This is a genomic window from Streptomyces griseobrunneus, from assembly GCF_046713465.1.
GTDB lineage: Bacteria > Actinomycetota > Actinomycetes > Streptomycetales > Streptomycetaceae > Streptomyces > Streptomyces microflavus.
In genome coordinates this window covers 7010540-7029745 of the sequence record NZ_CP177080.1, presented here as the reverse complement: position 1 = coordinate 7029745, position 19206 = coordinate 7010540, and the positions used below count along the sequence as shown (strand labels likewise).

Genomic DNA, 19206 nt, shown 5'->3' with positions numbered 1-19206 from the left:
GGGCTGTGGCCCGGCTGCTCCGCGCCGGAGAGCGGGGCCCGGCGATCGAGCCTACGATGGGCGAGCCGGTGCGGGCAGCTCGAAAGGCGCGCACGTCGCAGGGCGGAGGACCATGGCGCAGGCCACCGACGCAGGACGGACCGTCATTCTGACGGTGGATGACGACCCCGGGGTGTCGCGGGCCATCGCGCGGGATCTGCGGCGCAGGTACGGGGGCGACTACCGGATCGTGCGGGCCGAGTCCGGGGGGTCGGCCATCGATGCACTGCGGGAGCTGAAGCTGCGGGGGGATCTGGTCGCCGTGATCCTGGCGGACTACCGGATGCCGCAGATGAACGGCATCGAGTTCCTGGAAGAGGCCATCGGCGTCTACCCCGGAGCGCGGCGGGTGCTCCTGACCGCGTACGCGGACACCGACGCCGCCATCGACGCGATCAACGTCGTCGACCTGGACCACTACCTGCTCAAGCCCTGGGACCCGCCGGAGGAGAAGCTCTATCCGGTCGTGGACGACCTCCTCACGGCGTGGCGCTCCAGCGACTTCCGGCCGGTACCGGCGACGAAGGTGGTGGGGCACCGGTGGTCGGCTCCCTCCTCACGGGTACGCGAGTTCCTGGCCAGGAACCAGGTGCCCTACCGCTGGTACTCCTCGGACGAGCCCGAGGGGAGCCGGCTGCTGGAGGCGGCCGGTGCCGACGGCCGGCGCCTGCCGCTGGTCCTCACCCCGGACGGCACGGTACTGACCGAACCGGAGCCGGCGGACCTCGCCGCGCACGTCGGTCTCGCGACCGCGCCGAGCGCCGAGTTCTACGACCTCGTGGTGATCGGCGGCGGTCCCGCCGGGCTCGGTGCAGCCGTCTACGGAGCTTCCGAGGGACTGCGCACGGTGCTGGTCGAGCGGTCTGCGACAGGAGGCCAGGCCGGTCAGAGCTCCCGGATCGAGAACTACCTCGGCTTCCCCGACGGTGTCTCCGGTGCCCAGCTCACGGACCGCGCCCGACGTCAGGCGACCCGTTTCGGAGCGGAGATCCTCACTGCCCGTGAGGTCACCGGGCTGGAGGCCAAGGGCGCCGCCCGTGTGGTGCGCTTCTCCGACGGCTCGGCCGTCGCCGCGCACAGCGTCATCCTGGCGACCGGGGTGTCCTACCGGCAGCTCGGCGCGCCGGGCTGCGACGACCTGACGGGACGCGGGGTGTACTACGGCTCCGCGCTGACCGAGGCGTCGTCCTGCGAGGGTCAGGACGTGTACGTCGTCGGTGGGGCGAACTCCGCCGGGCAGGCGGCCGTGTTCCTCTCACGAGGGGCGAAGTCGGTGACCCTCCTGGTGCGCGGCGAGTCCCTCACCGCGTCGATGTCCTACTACCTGATCCAGCAGATCGAGGAGACCCCCAACATCACGGTCCGAACCCGGACGGTGGTCGGCGAGGCCCATGGGGCGGAGCACCTGGAGCGCCTGACGCTGAGGGACGAGGCGACCGGCGGCAGCGAGACGGTCGACGTGCAGTGGATGTTCGTCTTCATCGGCGCGGCCCCGCTGACGGACTGGCTGGACGGGACGGTGCTGCGCGACCGGTACGGCTTCATCCTCGCCGGACCGGACCTGACGCCGGACGGACGGCCACCGGTCGGCTGGGAGCTCGACCGGCCCCCGTACCACCTGGAGACCAGCGCCCCCGGCGTGTTCGTGGCGGGTGACGCCCGCGCCCTGTCCGCGAAGCGCGTCGCGTCCGCCGTGGGCGAGGGCGCGATGGCCGTGATGCTCGTCCACCGGTATCTGGAGCAGTCGTGAACGCACAGGTCCTGCCATGTGACCGGCAGGAGATCGGGTCACTCTTCCTGTTCGAGAAGCTCTCCCCCGAACAGCTCGGGAGACTGTGCGCCGAGGGCCGCGTGGAACGCTTCGAGCCCGGTCCCGTGTACACCGAGGGCGACCCCGCCACATGCTTCTACGTCATGATCGAGGGCACCGTGGTCCTCTCCCGCCGTGTCGGCGGGGATGACGTCGAGGTCACCCGCACCTCACAACGCGGCGTGTACTCGGGCGCGATGCAGGCCTATCTGGGCGACCGGGTTCCCCAGACGTACAACAACTCGATGCGGGTGACGGAGCCGACGCGGTTCTTCGTCCTGCCCGCCCAGTCGTTCGCGGACGTCATGCGGGAGTGGTTCCCCATGGCGGCGCACCTGCTGGAGGGCCTGTTCTTCGGGACCAGGAACACCCAGCGGGCCATCGGGCAGCGCGAGCGCCTGCTGGCCCTCGGGTCCCTGTCCGCGGGACTGACGCACGAGCTCAACAACCCGGCGGCGGCCGCGGTCCGTGCGACGGCGACGCTGCGGGAACGGGTCGGCCGGATGCGGCACAAGCTGTCCCTTATCGCGCAGGGCACGTACTCGCGCGAGGCACTGGCCTCACTGATCGAGATCCAGGAACGTACCGCCGAACGCGTTGCCAAGGCGCCGGTGCTGAGCCCTCTGGAGGCGGCCGACCGGGAGGACGGGATCAGCGACTGGCTGGAGGACCACGGGGTGTCGGAGGGCTGGCGGATCGCACCCACGTTCGTGCAGGCGGGGCTGGACACGGAGTGGCTGGACCAGGTCGCGGTGACGGTGGACGAGGAGATCCTGCCCGGGGCGGTGGGCTGGCTCAACTACACGGTCGAGACCGAGCTGTTGATGGATGAGATCCACGACTCCACCACGCGCATCTCGCATCTGGTCGACGCGGCGAAGCAGTACGCACAGCTCGACCGGGCCCCGCATCGCGACGTCGACGTCCACGAACTCCTCGACAGCACGCTGTTGATGCTGTCGGGCAAGATCGGCCCGCAGATCCGCCTGGTCAAGGAGTACGACCGCTCCCTGCCCCAGGTGCCCGCGTACCCGGCGGAGCTGAACCAGGTGTGGACCAATCTCGTCGACAACGCGGTACAGGCGATCGGGGGCGCCGGCGGTGAGGGCACGCTGACGGTGCGCACGGCCCGGGAGGGCGACCGCCTGCTGGTGGAGTTCCGCGACACGGGTCCCGGGGTGCCCGAGGAGATCCGCGGCCGCATCTTCGACCCGTTCTTCACGACCAAGCCGGTCGGTCAGGGTACGGGGCTGGGGCTGGACATCTCCTGGCGGATCGTCGTCAACAAGCACCACGGCAGCCTGGAGGTCGAGTCCGTGCCGGGCGACACCCGGTTCCGGGTGCTGCTGCCGCTGACCGCCCCTGATGCGGGGACCGATGCCCGGACCGAAGATGGATCGAGTACATCCGAGGAGTCCTCATGACCGAGATCGACGGAGTCGACCCGAGCACCCCACCCAGCGGCAGCGGCTGCGCGGACTGCGACACGACGGGCGGCTGGTGGTTCCACCTGCGTAGATGCGCCCAGTGCGGGCACGTCGGCTGCTGCGACTCGTCACCCGGGCAGCACGCCACCGCTCACTGGAGGTCCAGCGGGCATCCGCTGGCGCAGAGCTTCGAACCGGGCGAGGAGTGGTACTGGAACTTCGCCACCGGCGACCTGCACGAGTCCGGCCCGGGACTGGCCCCGCCGGACGCCCACCCGGCCGACCAGCCGACCCCCGGCCCGTCCGACCGCGTCCCGGAGGACTGGCAGCGGCTGCTGCACCCCTGACCGTAGCGCCCGAGCGCGGCAGGCCGGCCGAGCGACGGCTCGCCCTGAACACCGGCGCCCTGCTCTCCGTATCCATGGCCGAAGGGCACATTCATGGATACGGATGAAGGGAATTGCCACGATGAGCGCAACGCAGGAGCGCCGGATCCTCCTCGAACGCCGCACCGTCGTCCTGGCGGTGGGTGCGGCCGGGGCGGCCGCCGCACTCACCGCCTGCGGGGGTTCGGACGGGTCGGGGGGCGCGGAGTCGGTCGAGCAGCCGGGGAGCGGCGGTGCGGGCGGGGCCGTCCTGGCGAAAACGGCGGACATCCCCGAGGGCGGCGGGGTCGTCTTCGCCGCGCAGAAGGTCGTGGTGACCCAGCCGAGCGCCGGTGAGTTCAAGGCGTTCTCGGCCACGTGCACCCATCAGGGCTGCGCGGTCAAGGACGTTGTGGACAACGTCATCACCTGCCCCTGCCACAATTCGACGTTCGACGCGGCGACCGGCAGCCCCACCGGCGGACCCGCCACCCAGCCGCTGCCCACGCGGGAGATCTCGGTGGCGGGCGACTCGATCACCCTGGCGTAGCGCCCGCCCACCCGCACTCGATCACCTCGGCGTAACCCCGGCCCGCCTGCGGGGCGCCTTCCAGTGGCCCAGGATGTCGTCGGTGGTGGCGATGGTGGCGACCAGGGCGAGGGTGTTGCGGATCATGGCGGGGGTGTACTCGGCGGGCACCCCCGCGATCGCGTCGGACGGGACGACGGCCGTATAGCCGAGGTTGACGGCGTCGAACACCGCGTTGGGGATCGCGACATTGGCCGAGACCCCGGTGACGACGAGCGTGCGGCAGCCGAGGTTGCGCAGGAGTGCGTCGACGTCGGTACCGGCGAGCGGCGAGAGCCCGTGCAGCCGGCGTACGACGAGGTCCTCGTCCGCGACCTGGATGGGCGCCGCGACCCGTACGGCGGTGGTACCGGCGTGCTGCTGGACGGGGAGACGGGCGGCGGCGCGGAAGAGCCGGGCGTTGCGGTTGGCGCCGCGTCCGTCGGGGCGGCTCTCCGCGACGGCGTGCATGACCTGGACCCCGCCCTCATGGGCGGCGGCGACCAGCCGGGCGATGTTGTCGAGCGCGCCCGACGAGCGGGCGGCCCCGGCGAGTTCGGGCAGGGCGCTGTCCGGCCCCACGACCCCCTGCTGGCATTCGACGGTCAGCAGTACGGTGGTGGCGGGGGCCAGCAGCGCGGCGAGCCGTTCCTGGGATGCTCCGGACGCCACGGCGGTCCTCCTTCTGCTGCTTCTGCCTGTTTCGCTTCTTGCGTCTTCCGCACGGCGAACGGCATTGCGCCGCACGGAAGATGCCCCCATGATTTCTGACACATCGTCAGATGACAAGGGGAGGACACCGCATGACCGACACCCAGCGACGCGGCCGCCGGATCATGATGACCCCCGGGGAGCGGGACGCCTACCTCGGCGAGCAGCGGACCTGCCGGGTCGCCACGCTCGCCGCCGACGGCGCTCCGCACATCGGCGCGCTCTGGTTCGTCTGGGACGGCTCCTCGCTCTGGCTGTACTCCATCACCCGCAGCCTGCGCTGGTCCCAGCTGCGCGCGGACCCGCGGATCGCCGTCGTGGTCGACGACGGGGAGGCGTACGACGAACTGCGCGGCGTGGAGCTGTCCGGTACGGCGGAGTTCGTCGGCGAGGCCCCGCGCACGGGCGAGCCGTGCCCCGGACTCGACGTACCGGAGCGGTTGTTCCCGGCGAAGTACTTCGGGATGACGGAGATGCCGCACGACGGGCGCCACGCCTGGCTGCGGCTCACCCCGGACACCATCACCTCGTGGGACTTCCGCAAACTCGCGGGGCTGGGACGGTAGTCACCCCACCGCGGGCGCCCCGGCCGCCACGCGCCGCCCCGCCGCACGCAGCGACTCGACTGCGGCGCGGACCGAGGGGCGGCGGTCGGCGTCCGTACGCCAGACGGCGTGGATGTGACGGCGCATGGTCTGCCGCACCGGCACCAGGGAGACCCCCTCGGGAACAGGGCCCCGGCCCAGCCGGGGCGCCACGCAGACCCCGAACCCGGCTGCGATCAGGGCGAGTTGCGTGTGGTGCTCTCCGGCCAGGTGGGAGATGCGCGGTTCGATCCCCCGGGAGCGAAGGGTGAACATGAGCCACTCGTAACAGAATTCGCCCTCGGGCCAGGAGACCCATTCGTCCTGCGCGAAGTCCTCCAGCTCCACCTCGGCCCGGTCCGCCAGCGGATGCCCGGCGGGCATGGCGATGTCCGGTGCGTCGTCGAGGAGTTCGACCTTGGTCAGGCCGCCGGGCACGGGCAGCCGCTTGTTGCTCCAGTCGAGCGCCACGGCCACGTCGACATCGCCCCGCAGTACCGCCAGGAGCCCCTGCTCCGGCTCCAGCTCCCGGGTCCGGACCCTCAGTTCGGGGTGGTCCGCGCGCAGGGCGGTGAGCGTGGCGGGCAGCAGTCCGCGTGCCGCCGTGGGAAACGCGGAGAGCGTCACCTCGCCGACCACCTCGCCCCGCTGGGCCTCGATGTCGGACTGGGCGAGCTCCACCTGTGACAGGATCCGCGCGGCGTGATCCGCGAGCAGCCGGCCCGCGTCGGTGAGGCGGACCCCGCGGCCGTTCCTGGCGAGCAGCTGCTGTCCGACCTCGCGCTCCAGCTTGGCCATCTGCTGCGAGACCGCCGACGTGGTGACATGCAGCCCCCCGGCGGCCCCGCTGACGGAGCCGTACCGGGCGAGGGCGTCCAGCGTGCGCAGCCGCTCCAGATTCAACATGTAAGCGATGCTACGCGAATGGGCGCAGAAACTCTCGCTTGTTCTAAGCAGTGCTTTTCGTCATCGTTGAGCCATGAGCGCCCCCTGCCAGCAGTCCATCGCCCCTCCGGCCGCGTCCGCGCCCCCACTCCCGTCCGGTCCCGCCGCTCCGCTCCAGCCGGCCCCCGGCGCCCCGCGCCCGGCCGTGGACTGGCGGATCCGGTTCGCCGCGCTCTCCCTGATCTGGGGGTTCAGCTTCCTGCTCATCAAGGTGGGCACCGAGGGGTACGCGCCGTTCCAGGTCACGCTCGGCAGGCTGCTGGCCGGGACCGCCGTCCTGGCCGTCGCGATGGCCATGCGCCGCGAGCAGTTGCCGCGCTCGGCCCGGACCTGGGGGCACATCACCGTGGCGGCGTTCTTCCTCAACGCGCTGCCGTTCTCCCTCTTCTCGTACGCCGAACTGACCATCCCCTCCACCCTCGCCGGCATCTGCAACGCGACCTCACCCCTGTGGGGCATGGCCCTCTCGGCGGTCGCCCTCTCGGAGGACCGCCCGACCCGCCGCCGCGTCGCGGGGCTGGGCGTCGGCTTCCTCGGCGTGCTGACGGTGCTGGGTGCCTGGCAGGGCTTCTCCGGCCTGGACCTGCCCGGCACGGGGATGGCGTTGCTGGCATCGTTCAGCTACGCGGTCGGCTGGATCTACGTCCGCCGTACGCTGGCCGGGACCGGCTCGTCGACGCTGACGCTCACCGGCAGCCAGCTCTTCGTCGGGACGCTGCAACTAGCCGTGGTGACACCGGTGTTCACCTCGGCCCCGGAGACGTTCCCGCTGCTGCCGACCCTTTCCGTCCTGGCGCTCGGCGCACTCGGCACGGGTCTTGCCGTCCTGCTCCAGTACGGGCTGGTCCAGGAGGTCGGCCCGACGACCGGGCAGATGGTCACCTACTTCATCCCGGTGATCGCCACCGCGGCGGGCGTCGCCCTGCTCGGCGAACAGCTCAGCTGGAACACCCCGGTGGGCGCGCTGATCGTCCTGGCGGGCGCGGCCCTCACCCAGAGCCGCCCGTCGCCTGCGGCACGGGCCCGTACCGCAGGCGACCGGACGGAGCGGCTCAGCAGGACCTGACCGCCCGGCACGGCCTGGCGCCTCGGACCGGGCCTGCCCGCCGTGCACGGCAGGATGCCTCAGCCGGACCTGACCACCCCGCACGGCAAGGCTGTTCAGCCGTACGTCACCGGCCGCGCGGGCCCGGCCGCCGCCGCCACCGCGTCCGCCAGCGGCCCGATGTCCGCAGCCGTCAGCGGGGAGACGGTGAGCCGCACCGCCTGGGGCGCGGCCATCCGGAAGCGCGCCCCGGGGGCCACGGCCCAGCCCGCGTGGAGCAGCCGGGCGATGGCCCCGGTCTCGTCGCTGACGGGCACCCACACGTTCATCCCGCTGCGCCCCCGGGCGACCACCCCGCGCTCCGCCAGGGCGTGCACGAGGGCGTCACGGCGCTCCGCGTAGGACCGCGCGACAGCGGCGGTGTCGACGGCGTCGGAGGTCCACAGGTGGAGCACCGCACGCTGGAGCAGCCGGCTGACCCAGCCGGGCCCCAGCCGTTGCCGGCCCGCGACCCGGTCGACCGTGACCGCGTCCCCGGTGAGCACGGCGACCCGCAGGTCGGGCCCGTACGCCTTGGCCGCCGACCGGACGAACGCCCAGTGGTCCGTGGTGCCCGCCAGCGGGTGCAGCGGCAGGTCCACGATGGCGTGGCCGTGGTCGTCCTCGATCAGCAGCACGTCCGGGTGGCGGGCGAGCACGGCCTTCAGCTCCCCGGCGCGGCGCCCGCTCACGGAGGCGCCGGTGGGGTTCTGCGCCCGGTCGGTGACGACGAGCGCCCGCGCCCCGGCCCGCAGCACCCGCTCCACGTCCGCGACCAGCGGCCCGTCGTCGTCGACCCCGACCGGTACGGCGCGCAGCCCGAGCGCCGGTACGAGGTCGAGCACACTGCCCCACCCCGGGTCCTCCACCGCCACCGCGTCGCCAGGCCTCAGGTGCGCCGCGAGCACCCGCTCGATGGCGTCGAGGGCGCCGGAGGTCACCACGACCGGCCCCTCCGGCACCCCGTCGGCGTCCATCGCTCCCCGTGCGTACGCGGCGAACTCCGGAACCACGGACGCTTCCCCGTACAGAACCGGGTGCCCGGCGTCGATCGCGGCGGCCGCGGCGAGCGCCGGGCCGAGCGCCGGCAGCAGGGCCGGATCGGGGTTGCCCTCGCCCAGATCACGTACGCCCGGCGGTGCCTCGATGCGCAGGGAGCCGCGGGGGGTACTGGCCGGACGCGGCCGCACCCGGCTCCCCCGCCGGCCCGCCGTCTCGATCACTCCGCGCTCGCGCAGCGTCCGGTAGGCGGCCGCCACGGTGTTCGGGTTGACCTCCAGTCGTGCGGCCAACTCCCGCATCGGGGGCAGCACATGACCGGGTGCGAGGTCTCCGGAACCGACCCCGCGCTCCACACTGGCGGCGATTTCCGATGCGCGCCGCCCACTGATCCGATACTCTCCTAGCACAAACAACAGTATGCACTAGTGCAATGGAGTACGCAATGCAGGACACCGCACCGCCCGACACCACGGGCCCCGGCGTCACCGCCCCCTACACGCCCACCGGCCGCACGGTCCCCACCCGGGCAAAGGAGCGCGCCTCCTACGACCGTGAGCTGGTCCACTCGATACTCGACGAGACCTACCTCTGCCACCTCGGCTTCGTCCGGGACGGGGCGCCGGTCGTGCTGCCGACCATGTTCGGCCGGGTCGGGGAGAGCCTGTACGTCCACGGGTCGACCGGATCCCGGCCGCTGCGGAACGCCCGGGCCGCGGACCCGGGCCTGCCGGTCTGCCTGACCGTCACCCATGTCGACGCCCTGGTGCTGGCCAGGTCCGCCTTCCACCACTCGCTGAACTACCGCTCCGTGGTGGTGCACGGCACCGCCACCGCCGTGACCGACCCCGAGGAGCGGCGCATCGCCCTCGACGCGATCGTCGACCAGGCCGTCCCCGGCCGCTCCCGGGACGCGCGCCCGGCCGACGCCAAGGAGCTGGCCGCGACGGCGGTGATCCGGCTGGACCTCGACGAGGTCTCCGCGAAGGTCCGCACCGGCGGCCCCAACGACGAGCCGGAGGACATCGACCTCCCCCACTGGACCGGGATCGTGCCGCTCACCCGGGGCTACGCACCACCGGTCCCGGCGGACGACCTGGACCCGGCCATCGGCGTACCGGACTACCTCCGCGCTCTCTGATCCCGGCCATCCGGAGGAAGGCGGGGCCCGGAGCCTCGGCACTACGCTCCAGGCCCCTGCCCGCTACACCGCCACCGGCTCGGCCTCCCGCCGGCGCGTGACCGCGGCGCCCCGCGCCTCGGCCAGGGCCAGCCCGGCCACGGCGGCCAGGAGGAGCAGCGTTCCGACGACGGTGGCCGCCGTCAGGCGCTCCCGCAGGACGGTCACCGCGATGAGCGCGGCGCTCACCGGCTCCAGAAGCATGATGACGGAGACGGTGGCCGAGCGGACGGCGGCGGCCCCGGCGAAGTACAGCGCGTACGCGAGCGCGGTGGGCACCGCCGCCACGTAGACGAGCAGCCACAGCACCTGTCCCGTCTCGGCGGTGTGCGGCACGAGGCCCTCGGCCACGGCCATGGGCAGCAGCCCCACCGCCCCGATGCCGAACGCCCAGGCGCTGGTGGCCAGCGCGTCACCGCCGCCGCCGTCCCGCCCGAGCCACCGGGTGAGCAGGGTGATCGCCGCGTATCCGGCGGCGGAGAGCAGCGCGAACAGCACCCCGGCCGGGACCACGTCGCCGCCCTCGCCGCCCAGGACCAGCACGGCCAGACCGGTCAGCGCCCCGGTCACGGCGGCCAAGCCGCCCCGGCCGAGGTGTTCGCCGAGCATCAGCCGTGCGCCCACGGCGATCAGGACGGGCCCGGCACCGAGCGTGACGACGGTGCCCACCGCGAGGCCGGTGACCTCGACGGCCGCGAAGTACGCGCTCTGGAACACGGTGAGACCGACCCCCGTGCCGAGGATGCGCAGCAGCCGGCGACGCCGGGGCTCGGGCTGCCGGGGTGCGCGCCGGGGACGTACGACGAGCGCCCCCGCCAGCAGGACGAGGCCGCCGGCGCAGCGCCAGAAGGACAGGGCTAGGGGACCGAGATCGCTGACCCGGAAGATCAGCGAGGCGGCCGCACCGGCGGTCCCCCAGGCGACTCCGGCGATGACGAGATACAGCAGGCTCCGCCCGACGGGCAGCGCGGGAACAACGGGAACAGACATATGACCGCTCCAGAGGAGGAAGACGGGATGGTGGTCGCTCGACTCCGCATGCGGGCAGCGACGAACCGCTCGGGGACTGCCCGAGCCCGGTCTTCGTCAGGAGTGGCCGCCCGCGCTAGGCGGCAGGCGGCGGAAGCACAGTCAGATGCATGACCGGCACACTAATGCGAGGCCCGCCCGGCGGACAACCCGCCCTCCGTGACGGCGGCCGCCGCGCCCCCACCTGCGGCGACGGGCCCCGACGGCGGTTTCGGGGCGGCCGACTGCGCGATGAACGCGCCGGTCAGGACGACGAAGCCGCCGATGAGCTGCGGGGCGGAGAGGTGCTCGCCGAGCAGCACCCAGGCCAGCACGGTCGCGATGACCGCCTCCAGGCAGGCGACGACCCCGGCCACCTGCGGCGAGAGCATCCGGACGGAGACGACGCCAGTGGCGTACGCGAGCACCGTGGCGATCAGCACGATCCAGCCGAGCAGCAGCCAGGCGGGGACCCCGTTGCCGTTCATGCCCGCGGTCCCGCCGAGCAGCGACCAGTCCATGCCCCATGGGCGCGCGACAACAGTCAGGACAAGGGCTCCGACGATCAGTCCGTACGCGATGACGCCGAGCGGGTGCGGAGGTTCGACGCGCCGGCCGTCGTCGCCCTTGCCCTCCTGGCCGCCGTGGTCGGAGAGGACGAAGTAGCCCACCTGGCAGCAGGCGGCACCGAGGGCGAGCAGCAGCCCGAGGGCGTCGAAGCCGAGCCCGGCCCAGACCTCGACCACACAGGCGAGGCCGCCGACCGCCAGGACCACGCCGAGCGCCGCTGCCCGGGTGACGGGCCTGCGCTGGACGAACCGGACCCAGGCCAGGACGAGAGCGGGGGCCAGATACTCGACGAGGAGCGCGACACCGACCGGGATGCGGGAGATCGCGGCGAAGTAGCAGGCCTGCACACCGGCCACGGCGAAGAGCCCGAACCCGGCGAGCAGGGCGGGCCGCTCGCGGACGAGGTTCCGGTGGCGCCAGGCGATCGGCAGCATGATGACTGCGGCGCCCGTCACCCGGAGCCACACCACGTGCAGCGGGTCGAGCCCCGCCTCGATGAGCGGCTTGGCGGCTACCCCCGAGCCGCCGAAGGCGAAGGCCGAAAGCAGGGCGAGCCCCAGGCCGGCGCTACGTTTCTGAGTACCCCGAGACGCGTGCATCGGCACATCATGACAGCAGCCGACAGCACCGTCACCTCTGTGACACCTGTCGAGACACTGCGGCCGTACGCCGCGCCGTCACACCTGCCGAGACGCCTCGGCCGTACGCTCCGCCGCACGCCCCGACAGCCACCGCGCGTCCACGCCCGCGCGCGCCAGGACCTCCACCGCGCGGCACTCCCCGTCGGCGGCCAGCGCGGCGAGGAGATCGAGCCCACCGGCGCGCGGCTCCCCACGCAGCCCGGCCCGGTGCAGTGCGTCCTCCATCGCGGTGACGGCCGACGGCGACCACCCCTCCGCGGCGGGGTCCCGCAGGACGGGAACGGCCCCGGAGTCCTCCACCGACCCCTGCCAGCGGAGCCCGTAACCGATGCTGCGCTGCACGAGGTAGCCGAGCACCTTCGCCAGCCGCGGTCCGCCGTCGAAGGCCTCGCGGACCTCGGGGTCGCTCTCGATGAGGGAGTGCAGAAGGTGGGCGGTGTCGATCTGCCGGTCACCGTCCCGCAGCGCACGCCTGCGCGCACCCGTCACCACCGAGGCCAGTTCGACGGTGAATCTGGCGTCGGGTCCGACGGGGTTGGGGGCGGGCTGTTCGGGGATCCGCGGCGTCCGGTTTTGCACATCTCCACCCCATCAGTCCCCGGGCGGCGAAGCATCGGCGGAGCGACCCATTCACGCGTCCCACCCAAGTTGGGCACACCGGAGCGACCACTCATCCCTGCGGATGAGATCGCGCCACGGCGTACAACCATCGCCCGCAGGGGGGCGCGCCGGTTGGCGCCGCACCCCCCCGGGCAACCGCCACCCCCTGCCCGTACGTCACTCACTCCACAGCACGCAACAGCACGCACCGGCTCCGGGCGGAGGGAACCACGGGTGTTCTGGATGGTCGCTCTGCTCGCCCAGGACGGGATGCAGTACGTCTACCGCGTATACGCACCGGACGACGCCCTGCCCGCCGATCTGTTCTGGGCCGCTTTCCACTGCCACGACGAGGGCCCGCACCCACGCGCGTCGGACCGTTTCGACGCGGCGGAGATCTGGCGGAACCCGGCGACCCCAGCACATCTGACGGTGCATCAGTATTGAAGGTTCACCCCGCTGCCGTTACGTTCCGCAGCACCGTAACCGGACGAACCAGGGGTGGTCGCATGGCCGAAGTCAGCGCGGAGGCACGCATCGAAGCACCCGCCGAGAAGGTCTGGGCGCAACTGACGGACTTCTCGTCGTACGGCGAGTGGAACGCCACCCACACCAGCTTCCCCAAGGGCGGCCCGGCCACCCTGGAGCTCGGGGCCACCTATGAGGAGAACATGAAGCTCATGGGCTTCCCCGCCGAAGTGACCTGGACGGTCGACGAACTGGAGGACGGCCGGCTGCTGACGACCCGGGGCAAGGGCCCGATGGGGGTCAACCTCGCCATGCGCTACGCCCTGACGGCGTCCCCGGACGGAGATGCCACCGCGGTGCGCATCGAGGGCGAGTTCACCGGCGCGGCGGTCTCGCTGATGGGCGGCAAACTCAAGGACTCCGCGACGGCGGCGCTCCAGGAGTCCCTGCGGAAGCTCGACGGCCTGGTCACGCCCTGACCCTCACCGCACGGACGTGAAAGGGGCCCCGCCGGGAGCGGGGCCCCTTTCGCGCCGGCCGGCGACCACCTGCTCAGTGCTCGTCGGCGAGAATCAGGTAGAGCTTCTTACGGGCGTCGTTGATGACGGCCAGCGCCTTCTTCCGCTGATCGGCCGAGCCGGTCTTCCAGACCTGCCCGAACGCCTCCATCAGCCCGAATCCGGCCTGCCGGATCTCATTCACGCCCTCCCAGTCCGCACCGCGCCCGGCCTCCTCCCAGGGAGCCTCGGGGCCGGACTCGGCCTCACCGCGCCCGGAGTCGGTGAGCGTGAACAGCTTCTTGCCGCCCTCGCTCGCGCTGATGATCAGCCCCTCGTCCTCCAGCAGCTGAAGCGTCGGGTAGACCGAGCCGGGGCTGGGCTTCCAGGCCCCGCCACTGCGCTCGCCGATCTCCTGGATCATCTCGTACCCGTGCATCGACCGGTCCTTCAGCAGGGCCAGGATCGACGCGCGCACATCACCGCGCCGCGCCCTGCCCCGCCCTCCACCCCGGCCACGCCCACCACCGAAGGGACCCCCGCCGAACGGCGGCCCGAACGGCCCGAAGGCTGCCCGGCGTCCATCGAGACCTCCTCGACCGCCCCGACCGTGATGACCGGGCCCGTAATGCCCCGGTCCGTGCTCATGCTCATGCTCGTATCCGTGTGAACGCATCGCTACGCTCCTTCCATCGTCGATCTGTCGCGATGCGTCAACGATATATCGGAATCTATCGCCTGGCAAGGCATCGCCGTGATGGACCACGCCGGTCCTTCGGCGGTGGAGCCGGTCACCGCCTCAGTTCCACAGCGACGACCGAACGGCCACCGGAGCACGTTCGGGCGGCCGAGTTGAATGGCAACGGACAACGCGACTGGAGGGTGACTTCGCATGCCGGTGCGCCACCGAGCAGGACACTCAGGACTCCAGCGAGTAGGGACGCGTCACTGCGCCCGCAGCAGCAACAGTCCGTGGGACACGGATACCGAAGAGGCGCCAACCGCAGGCGAACTGGACCCAGGTGATCTCTGCAAGGCCGATCGGGCCCTGGGCGATCTCGGCTATCCGGTCCTTCCCGAAGAGCTCCTGGAGCACCTACGACGGTCCGAGCCGGCTGCACCACCACGTGGAGCGCCCCAGTTGGTGGCACCGCTTCTTCGGCACCTTCTGAGGGTGACGGGCGGACGGCCTGTCCACCGGCAAGCGAGTGGCTGCGGGCGTCGGTTCGTCCTCGCCGGGAAGGCTCATCGGCGCCCGGGCCATGGGCACCTGCTCAGAAGGTACTTTCGCGTCTACGGCACCACGAACGGCCTCGCCCCGAGCGAAGCCCTGGGGCTAGAAGCCCTGGGGCTCAACGGTCGGTCCGGGCGTTGAGGCCGCCCATGATCAGGTCGGTCAGTGCGGTGACCGCGTCGTCGGCGGATGCCCGTCCTTGGTTCAGCTCGGCGGCAACTGCCTCGGCCGCGCTCAGCATTCCGACGCATCGAAGCCGGAGGACTTCGGGTGCGAGGCCGGAGTGCGGTAGCAGCGCGGCGGCCATCAGGTCGGTGCAACTGCCGAGCATCTCGCGCCGGATCGCCTCCATCTCCGGATTTCCCTTCAGCGCGGCGGAAATGGCGCCGAGTTCCGGCATGTCCGTGGCGCAGGCGAAGTACGCGGCGCTGATGACGCGTGCGACCTCGTCAGCGGTGGGCGCGGCCTCCCGCACCGCCTCCGCGATCGCGGCTCGGTGACGTCCGTCGAGGCGTCGGTAGAGCGCGGGCAGCAGCCCGGGGCGAGTGCCGAAGTGGTCGTACACGATCGGCCTGCTCACCCCGGCCGCCTCCGCGAGGGTGACCAGAGTCAGGCTGTCGGCGCCCTGGGTTCGCACGATCGTCACGGCGGTGTTGAGCAGCTGCTCCCGCCTGGCCTGCTTGGACAGGCGGGTCGAGGTGGTGGCCATCGACCGCGCACAGCGGGTGGCCGACGAACTCGGCGCCGCAACAGCCGTGACCATCGACCTGCGGCGCAGCGATCTCGGCCTCCCGGCCGAGCACAGCTACTCGGCAGTGGTCGCCGCACTGTGGGACGACCACCTGAACGGGCTCCACTACGCGCAGGACCACGGGTTGCCCTACCTCAGCATCTCCAGCGGCCTTGTGGAGATCGCACCGGAAGTCGTCGCGGGCGCACAGCGGGCAAGCACCTCGCCGATCCTGGTGGCCAGCCACTTCTGCGCCGGCATCGTCGTCCTCGCGACGCTGGAATCAGCCCGGGAGTTCCACCGGGTCGACACCATCCGGACCGGCGCCGTACTGGACGAGTCGGACACCGGCGGACCCGTGGGAACAGCGGATCTGGAGCGGTGGTCCACCGCCACCACGGCGGGGACGGTGCGCCGTGACGGCGTCTTCACCTGGGTCGACGGCCCCGACGCCCAGGCGGATGTGCCCAGTACCGACGGCGTCGTCCTGCCCGGCCGGAGCATCGCCATCCTCGACGTACCGAGCCTCGCCCTGGCGACCGGCGCACCGAACGTCCGCTTCGACATGGCCGTCGGTGAATCTGCGGCCAGGCGCCGCGGCGACCCCGCTTCCATCGAGATCCGGATCGACCTCGAAGGAGTGGGCCCGACGGGTGCACCGCTCAGCGCAAGCCGTTACCTCGTCCACCGGGCAGGACAGCGCCCCCTGACCGCACTCGGCATCGCCCTCGGTGTCGAGCGGCAGCTCGGTCTGCGTGGCGAAGCCGTCCCGCCGGGCATCCACACCCCTGAAGCCCTGATCGACCCGGCCTACGCGGCCGAGCGGATGACGGAGATCGGCGCCACCTTCGTCGACGCACCCGGCGACAGCTGAACACCCGGCCAAGCCGACCCCGACGCCCTGTCCCCCAAGGCGATACGCCGTGCGGTTAACGCGGCCGATAGCCTTCACGCAGGAGATGCCTTCCACCCGGACCGACAGAACCACTCGACAAGGTTCATCGTCCCCACTCAGAGGTCATTTCGCATGAACGGCGGAACTGGCCGCCCCGACCCGGGTGAAAGACCGAGGCCGGCGTTCGGGGCGGTGAGTCACCCACGAGGGAAGCGGTGAGGCATTCCCGGTCGCCCGAGCGCGCGTTGACGTCGTAGGCCGAGACCGGCCCGTCATCGCGTGCTGCCTCTGAGATCGCGGCACAGCGAGCCCATTTCCCCGCCCGAAGCCCGGGCGCGCCTCCGCGCGCCGGGCGGGCGGTCCTCGTTCCGGCGACCCCAGGGGTTTCTGTGCCGTCCCCCTCATCCGCTTCCCCCGCCTCCGCTTCGTCCTCTTCTGCTGCTTCCTCCTCCGTATGGCGGGACGCCGACTTCCGCAGACTCTGGGCGGGCCAGACGGCCTCCCAGCTCGGCGAACACACGACGCTCGTCGTTCTGCCGCTCTTCGCCGTCCTGACCCTCGACGCCGGCGCCGGCCAGTTGGGCGCCCTCCGTGCCGTGGGGCAGGCGCCCATCCTGTTGCTCTCCCTCCTCGCGGGCGCGTGGGTGGACCGGTGGCGGGCCCGCACGGTGATGGTGCTGACGGACGCCGCCCGGGCCGTGGCGCTGGGCGCGGCCGCCGTGGCCGGTCTCCTCGGGCTCCTCGGGCTCCCCACGCTGTTCGTCGTCGCCTTCACCGTCGGCGCGCTGTCCGTCCTCTTCGACGTGGCCTATCAGGCTTCCCTCGTACGGCTGGTGAGGCGCGATCAGCTCATGCAGGGCAACAGTGCGCTGGAGGGCAGCCGGTCCGCCGCGCAGATCGGCGGCCCCGCTCTCGGCGGCGCGTTGGTGTCGCTGCTGTCGGCGCCGGTCGCCGCCGCCTCCGGCGCGTTCTTCTTCGCGGTGTCGTTCGTGTCCCTGCGGCGGATCCGCCGGGCCGAGGCCGTACCCGGCCGCGCCACACCGGTCGCGGAGCGTCCGGAACGTTCCCCACGGGTCCGGCAGCCGATCCGTGAGGGGCTTCGCTTCGTCGCCGGGCATGCCCTGCTGCGGGCCGTGTGCCTCGCCTCGGCCGCCTTCCAGTTCTCCTTCGCGGCCCTGATGACCGTCTACCTGCTCTTCCTCCCGCGCGAACTGCACCTGACGGGCGCCACCGTCGGCCTGGCCCTCGCGGCGACCGGCCCGGGCGCGCTCCTCGGCTCGGTCCTGGCCGCGCGTCTGCCGGGCCGGTACGGCCATGGCGTGGTCCTCGTGTCCGCCGCGGTGCTCGGTAACGGGGCGCTGCTGTGGGTGCCCGCCCTGTACGGCTCCTCGGCGGTGACGGTGGCCGCACTCCTGGCGGTCAACTTCGTGTTCGGGACCTTCGGCCAGCTGGTGAACGTCACGGTCATGTCGGTACGGCAGGCCGTCACCCCGGACGGGATGCAGGGCCGCGTGGCCGCGACGATCACCTTTGTCGGCATGGGGTTCACCCCGCTCGGCTCGCTGCTCGGCGGCGCCCTCGCGCAGGAGTGGGGGCTGCGCACCAGTCTCCTGGTGACGGCCGTGGGCATGATGCTGTCCCCGGCGGTGATGGCCGCGTCCCCGCTCGTCCGCCTGGGCCGGAGGCTCCCGCTATGACGTGCGCCACAAGGCCGCGCGCGGGCCGGGGCCGCCCCCGTCACACCCCGTATCCACAACCGCCCACCCTCGCCCGCCGATCCGGGAACACACCGCCGGGAAGGCGGAGCCGGCTCCCGGCCGGGCGACTAGGGCGCGTATTGAGTCGTGATCATGTGTCTCGGGCGAGGTCTTTGATCCAGATCATGGAGGCCCGGAGGTGGAGTCCGGCTTGGTAGCTCTCGGGGGTCTTGTCGTAGCGGGTCGCGATGCCACGCCAGGCTTTCATCTTGTTGATCAGGCGCTCGACGGTGTTCCTCGACTTGTAGAGCTCGGCGTCGTGGCTGACCGGCCGGCCGCCTCGGCGGCCCTTCTTCTTCCGGTTGGCAGCCTGGTCCTTCTTCTCCGGGATGACCGCCTTGATCTGCCGTTTGCGCAGGTAGGCGCGGTTGCCGCGGGAGGACGCCTTGTCCCCGGCGACCGCGTCCGGACGGGTGCGGGGGCGGCCGGACGGGCCCCGGACCCGGACTTTGCGCAGGACGGGAATGAACTGGGGGCTGTCGGCGGCTTGTCCTGCGGTCAGGACGATCGCCAGCGGGCGGCACTTCCGCTCGGCGGCGAGGTGGACCTTGCTGGTCTGCCCGCCCCGCGACCGCCCGAACAGGCCGGCCTTCAGCCGGACTGTGCCGGCGCCGGATACGCCTCCGCTCTTCTCGCGCGGGCCCGCTTCCGGCGCTCTGCCTGTCTTGTCCCTCCGAAGCGCCCCCTTTTGCCGGGCCTTCTCCGTCTCGGCGGCGGCCTTCTCCAAGGCGGTCAGGACCTCGTCATCCAGGTGCATCCCGGCACCGTCGTGGTGGGCCCGGACGGTGGTGGAGTCCACGCTGACCAGCGAGAGATCCACCTCGCACCGCTTCGCGGCCTCGGCGATCAGGCCCTCCAGCAGGGCCTCGAAGACGCCCGCGTCCCGCCACTGACGGAAACGGTTGTGGACGGTCGGCCAAGGCCCGAACTCGGCCGGCATCTCCCGCCACTGCCCACCCGTTCCGAACCGCCAGATCACGCCCTCGAACTGCTGCCGCAGCCGCTCGGGATACGGCCCGTACTCACCGATAGGCAAATACGGCCCGATGAACTCCCACTCCTTATACGTCAGTTGCGCCCGTGTCATACAAGAC

General features: G+C 72.1%; 20 protein-coding genes. 11 read left to right on the top strand and 9 right to left on the bottom strand.

What is annotated here, in order from left to right:
* The first annotated feature begins 112 nt into the window (after window positions 1-112).
* From ACK8N7_RS32040 to ACK8N7_RS32025, 4 genes are all read left to right on the top strand, one after another.
* Complete coding sequence (locus tag ACK8N7_RS32040) at window positions 113-1789, top strand: NAD(P)/FAD-dependent oxidoreductase (RefSeq protein WP_403215859.1); 1677 nt, start codon at window positions 113-115, stop codon at window positions 1787-1789.
* Window positions 1786-3273: an ATP-binding protein gene (locus ACK8N7_RS32035; RefSeq protein WP_403215857.1), complete on the top strand. Its 1488-nt coding sequence runs from the start codon at window positions 1786-1788 to the stop codon at window positions 3271-3273. Before ACK8N7_RS32040 ends, ACK8N7_RS32035 begins: the two co-directional genes overlap by 4 nt.
* Entirely contained in the window at window positions 3270-3623 is a 354-nt protein-coding gene (locus tag ACK8N7_RS32030; protein WP_500444678.1) for a UBP-type zinc finger domain-containing protein, read from the top strand. The genes ACK8N7_RS32035 and ACK8N7_RS32030 overlap by 4 nt, the downstream gene beginning before the upstream one ends.
* A gap of 121 nt (window positions 3624-3744) precedes the next feature.
* A complete protein-coding gene (locus ACK8N7_RS32025) occupies window positions 3745-4191 on the top strand; it encodes a Rieske (2Fe-2S) protein (protein WP_500444677.1) in 447 nt (148 codons plus the stop codon).
* 21 nt (window positions 4192-4212) lie between these two features.
* Here ACK8N7_RS32025 and ACK8N7_RS32020 read toward each other — a convergent pair whose 3' ends face one another.
* Window positions 4213-4881 carry a cysteine hydrolase family protein gene (locus tag ACK8N7_RS32020; RefSeq protein ID WP_500444676.1) on the bottom strand — a complete coding sequence of 223 codons (669 nt, stop codon included), beginning with the start codon at window positions 4879-4881 and terminating at the stop codon, window positions 4213-4215.
* Between the two features lie 131 nt (window positions 4882-5012).
* Between ACK8N7_RS32020 and ACK8N7_RS32015 the strand changes: the two genes are divergently transcribed.
* Window positions 5013-5486 (top strand): pyridoxamine 5'-phosphate oxidase family protein, encoded by a 474-nt coding sequence (locus tag ACK8N7_RS32015; protein ID WP_403215849.1) that lies wholly within the window; start codon window positions 5013-5015, stop codon window positions 5484-5486.
* Here ACK8N7_RS32015 and ACK8N7_RS32010 read toward each other — a convergent pair whose 3' ends face one another.
* On the bottom strand, window positions 5487-6410 hold the full coding sequence (locus tag ACK8N7_RS32010) for a LysR family transcriptional regulator (protein WP_015607243.1): 924 nt from the start codon (window positions 6408-6410) through the stop codon (window positions 5487-5489). It lies immediately after the preceding gene.
* Window positions 6411-6483: 73 nt separating this feature from the next.
* On the opposite strand from ACK8N7_RS32010, the gene ACK8N7_RS32005 reads away from it, so the two are divergent.
* Window positions 6484-7515, top strand: a complete 1032-nt coding sequence (locus tag ACK8N7_RS32005; RefSeq protein ID WP_403215847.1) for a DMT family transporter — start codon at window positions 6484-6486, stop codon at window positions 7513-7515.
* Window positions 7516-7610: 95 nt separating this feature from the next.
* On the opposite strand, the gene ACK8N7_RS32000 is transcribed toward ACK8N7_RS32005, so the two are convergent.
* Window positions 7611-8942, bottom strand: coding sequence for an aminotransferase class I/II-fold pyridoxal phosphate-dependent enzyme (locus ACK8N7_RS32000; RefSeq protein ID WP_403215846.1), 1332 nt, complete (start codon window positions 8940-8942; stop codon window positions 7611-7613).
* A 35-nt stretch (window positions 8943-8977) separates the two neighbouring features.
* Between ACK8N7_RS32000 and ACK8N7_RS31995 the strand changes: the two genes are divergently transcribed.
* The gene (locus ACK8N7_RS31995; protein ID WP_403215844.1) at window positions 8978-9673 is read left to right on the top strand and encodes a pyridoxamine 5'-phosphate oxidase family protein; all 696 of its coding nucleotides are present in this window, start codon (window positions 8978-8980) and stop codon (window positions 9671-9673) included.
* 63 nt (window positions 9674-9736) lie between these two features.
* Here ACK8N7_RS31995 and ACK8N7_RS31990 read toward each other — a convergent pair whose 3' ends face one another.
* The 3 genes from ACK8N7_RS31990 to ACK8N7_RS31980 all read right to left on the bottom strand — a co-directional run bounded on the left by ACK8N7_RS31990 (window position 9737) and on the right by ACK8N7_RS31980 (window position 12510).
* Window positions 9737-10702: a DMT family transporter gene (locus ACK8N7_RS31990; RefSeq protein ID WP_403215842.1), complete on the bottom strand. Its 966-nt coding sequence runs from the start codon at window positions 10700-10702 to the stop codon at window positions 9737-9739.
* Between the two features lie 161 nt (window positions 10703-10863).
* Complete coding sequence (locus ACK8N7_RS31985; protein ID WP_403215840.1) at window positions 10864-11889, bottom strand: EamA family transporter; 1026 nt, start codon at window positions 11887-11889, stop codon at window positions 10864-10866.
* A 78-nt stretch (window positions 11890-11967) separates the two neighbouring features.
* Entirely contained in the window at window positions 11968-12510 is a 543-nt protein-coding gene (locus ACK8N7_RS31980; RefSeq protein WP_403215838.1) for a Clp protease N-terminal domain-containing protein, read from the bottom strand.
* A gap of 255 nt (window positions 12511-12765) precedes the next feature.
* Between ACK8N7_RS31980 and ACK8N7_RS31975 the strand changes: the two genes are divergently transcribed.
* Together ACK8N7_RS31975 and ACK8N7_RS31970 are read left to right on the top strand one after the other, a co-directional pair.
* Window positions 12766-12978 carry a hypothetical protein gene (locus ACK8N7_RS31975; protein ID WP_403215836.1) on the top strand — a complete coding sequence of 71 codons (213 nt, stop codon included), beginning with the start codon at window positions 12766-12768 and terminating at the stop codon, window positions 12976-12978.
* Window positions 12979-13040: 62 nt separating this feature from the next.
* Window positions 13041-13478 carry a type II toxin-antitoxin system Rv0910 family toxin gene (locus ACK8N7_RS31970; RefSeq protein WP_403215834.1) on the top strand — a complete coding sequence of 146 codons (438 nt, stop codon included), beginning with the start codon at window positions 13041-13043 and terminating at the stop codon, window positions 13476-13478.
* Window positions 13479-13551: 73 nt separating this feature from the next.
* Here the strand turns inward: ACK8N7_RS31970 and ACK8N7_RS31965 are convergent, their stop codons facing one another.
* Both ACK8N7_RS31965 and ACK8N7_RS31960 read right to left on the bottom strand, forming a co-directional pair.
* Window positions 13552-14172, bottom strand: a complete 621-nt coding sequence (locus ACK8N7_RS31965) for a PadR family transcriptional regulator (RefSeq protein ID WP_403215832.1) — start codon at window positions 14170-14172, stop codon at window positions 13552-13554.
* Between the two features lie 676 nt (window positions 14173-14848).
* Entirely contained in the window at window positions 14849-15439 is a 591-nt protein-coding gene (locus ACK8N7_RS31960; RefSeq protein WP_403215830.1) for a TetR/AcrR family transcriptional regulator, read from the bottom strand.
* Between ACK8N7_RS31960 and ACK8N7_RS31955 the strand changes: the two genes are divergently transcribed.
* On the top strand, window positions 15429-16334 hold the full coding sequence (locus ACK8N7_RS31955) for a saccharopine dehydrogenase (protein WP_403215828.1): 906 nt from the start codon (window positions 15429-15431) through the stop codon (window positions 16332-16334). The genes ACK8N7_RS31960 and ACK8N7_RS31955 overlap by 11 nt on opposite strands.
* Window positions 16335-16744: 410 nt before the next feature.
* Window positions 16745-18052 (top strand): MFS transporter, encoded by a 1308-nt coding sequence (locus ACK8N7_RS31950; RefSeq protein WP_403215826.1) that lies wholly within the window; start codon window positions 16745-16747, stop codon window positions 18050-18052.
* Window positions 18053-18203: 151 nt separating this feature from the next.
* On the opposite strand, the gene ACK8N7_RS31945 is transcribed toward ACK8N7_RS31950, so the two are convergent.
* Window positions 18204-19199 carry an IS5 family transposase gene (locus ACK8N7_RS31945; RefSeq protein WP_500444675.1) on the bottom strand — a complete coding sequence of 332 codons (996 nt, stop codon included), beginning with the start codon at window positions 19197-19199 and terminating at the stop codon, window positions 18204-18206.
* Window positions 19200-19206: the final 7 nt, after the last annotated feature.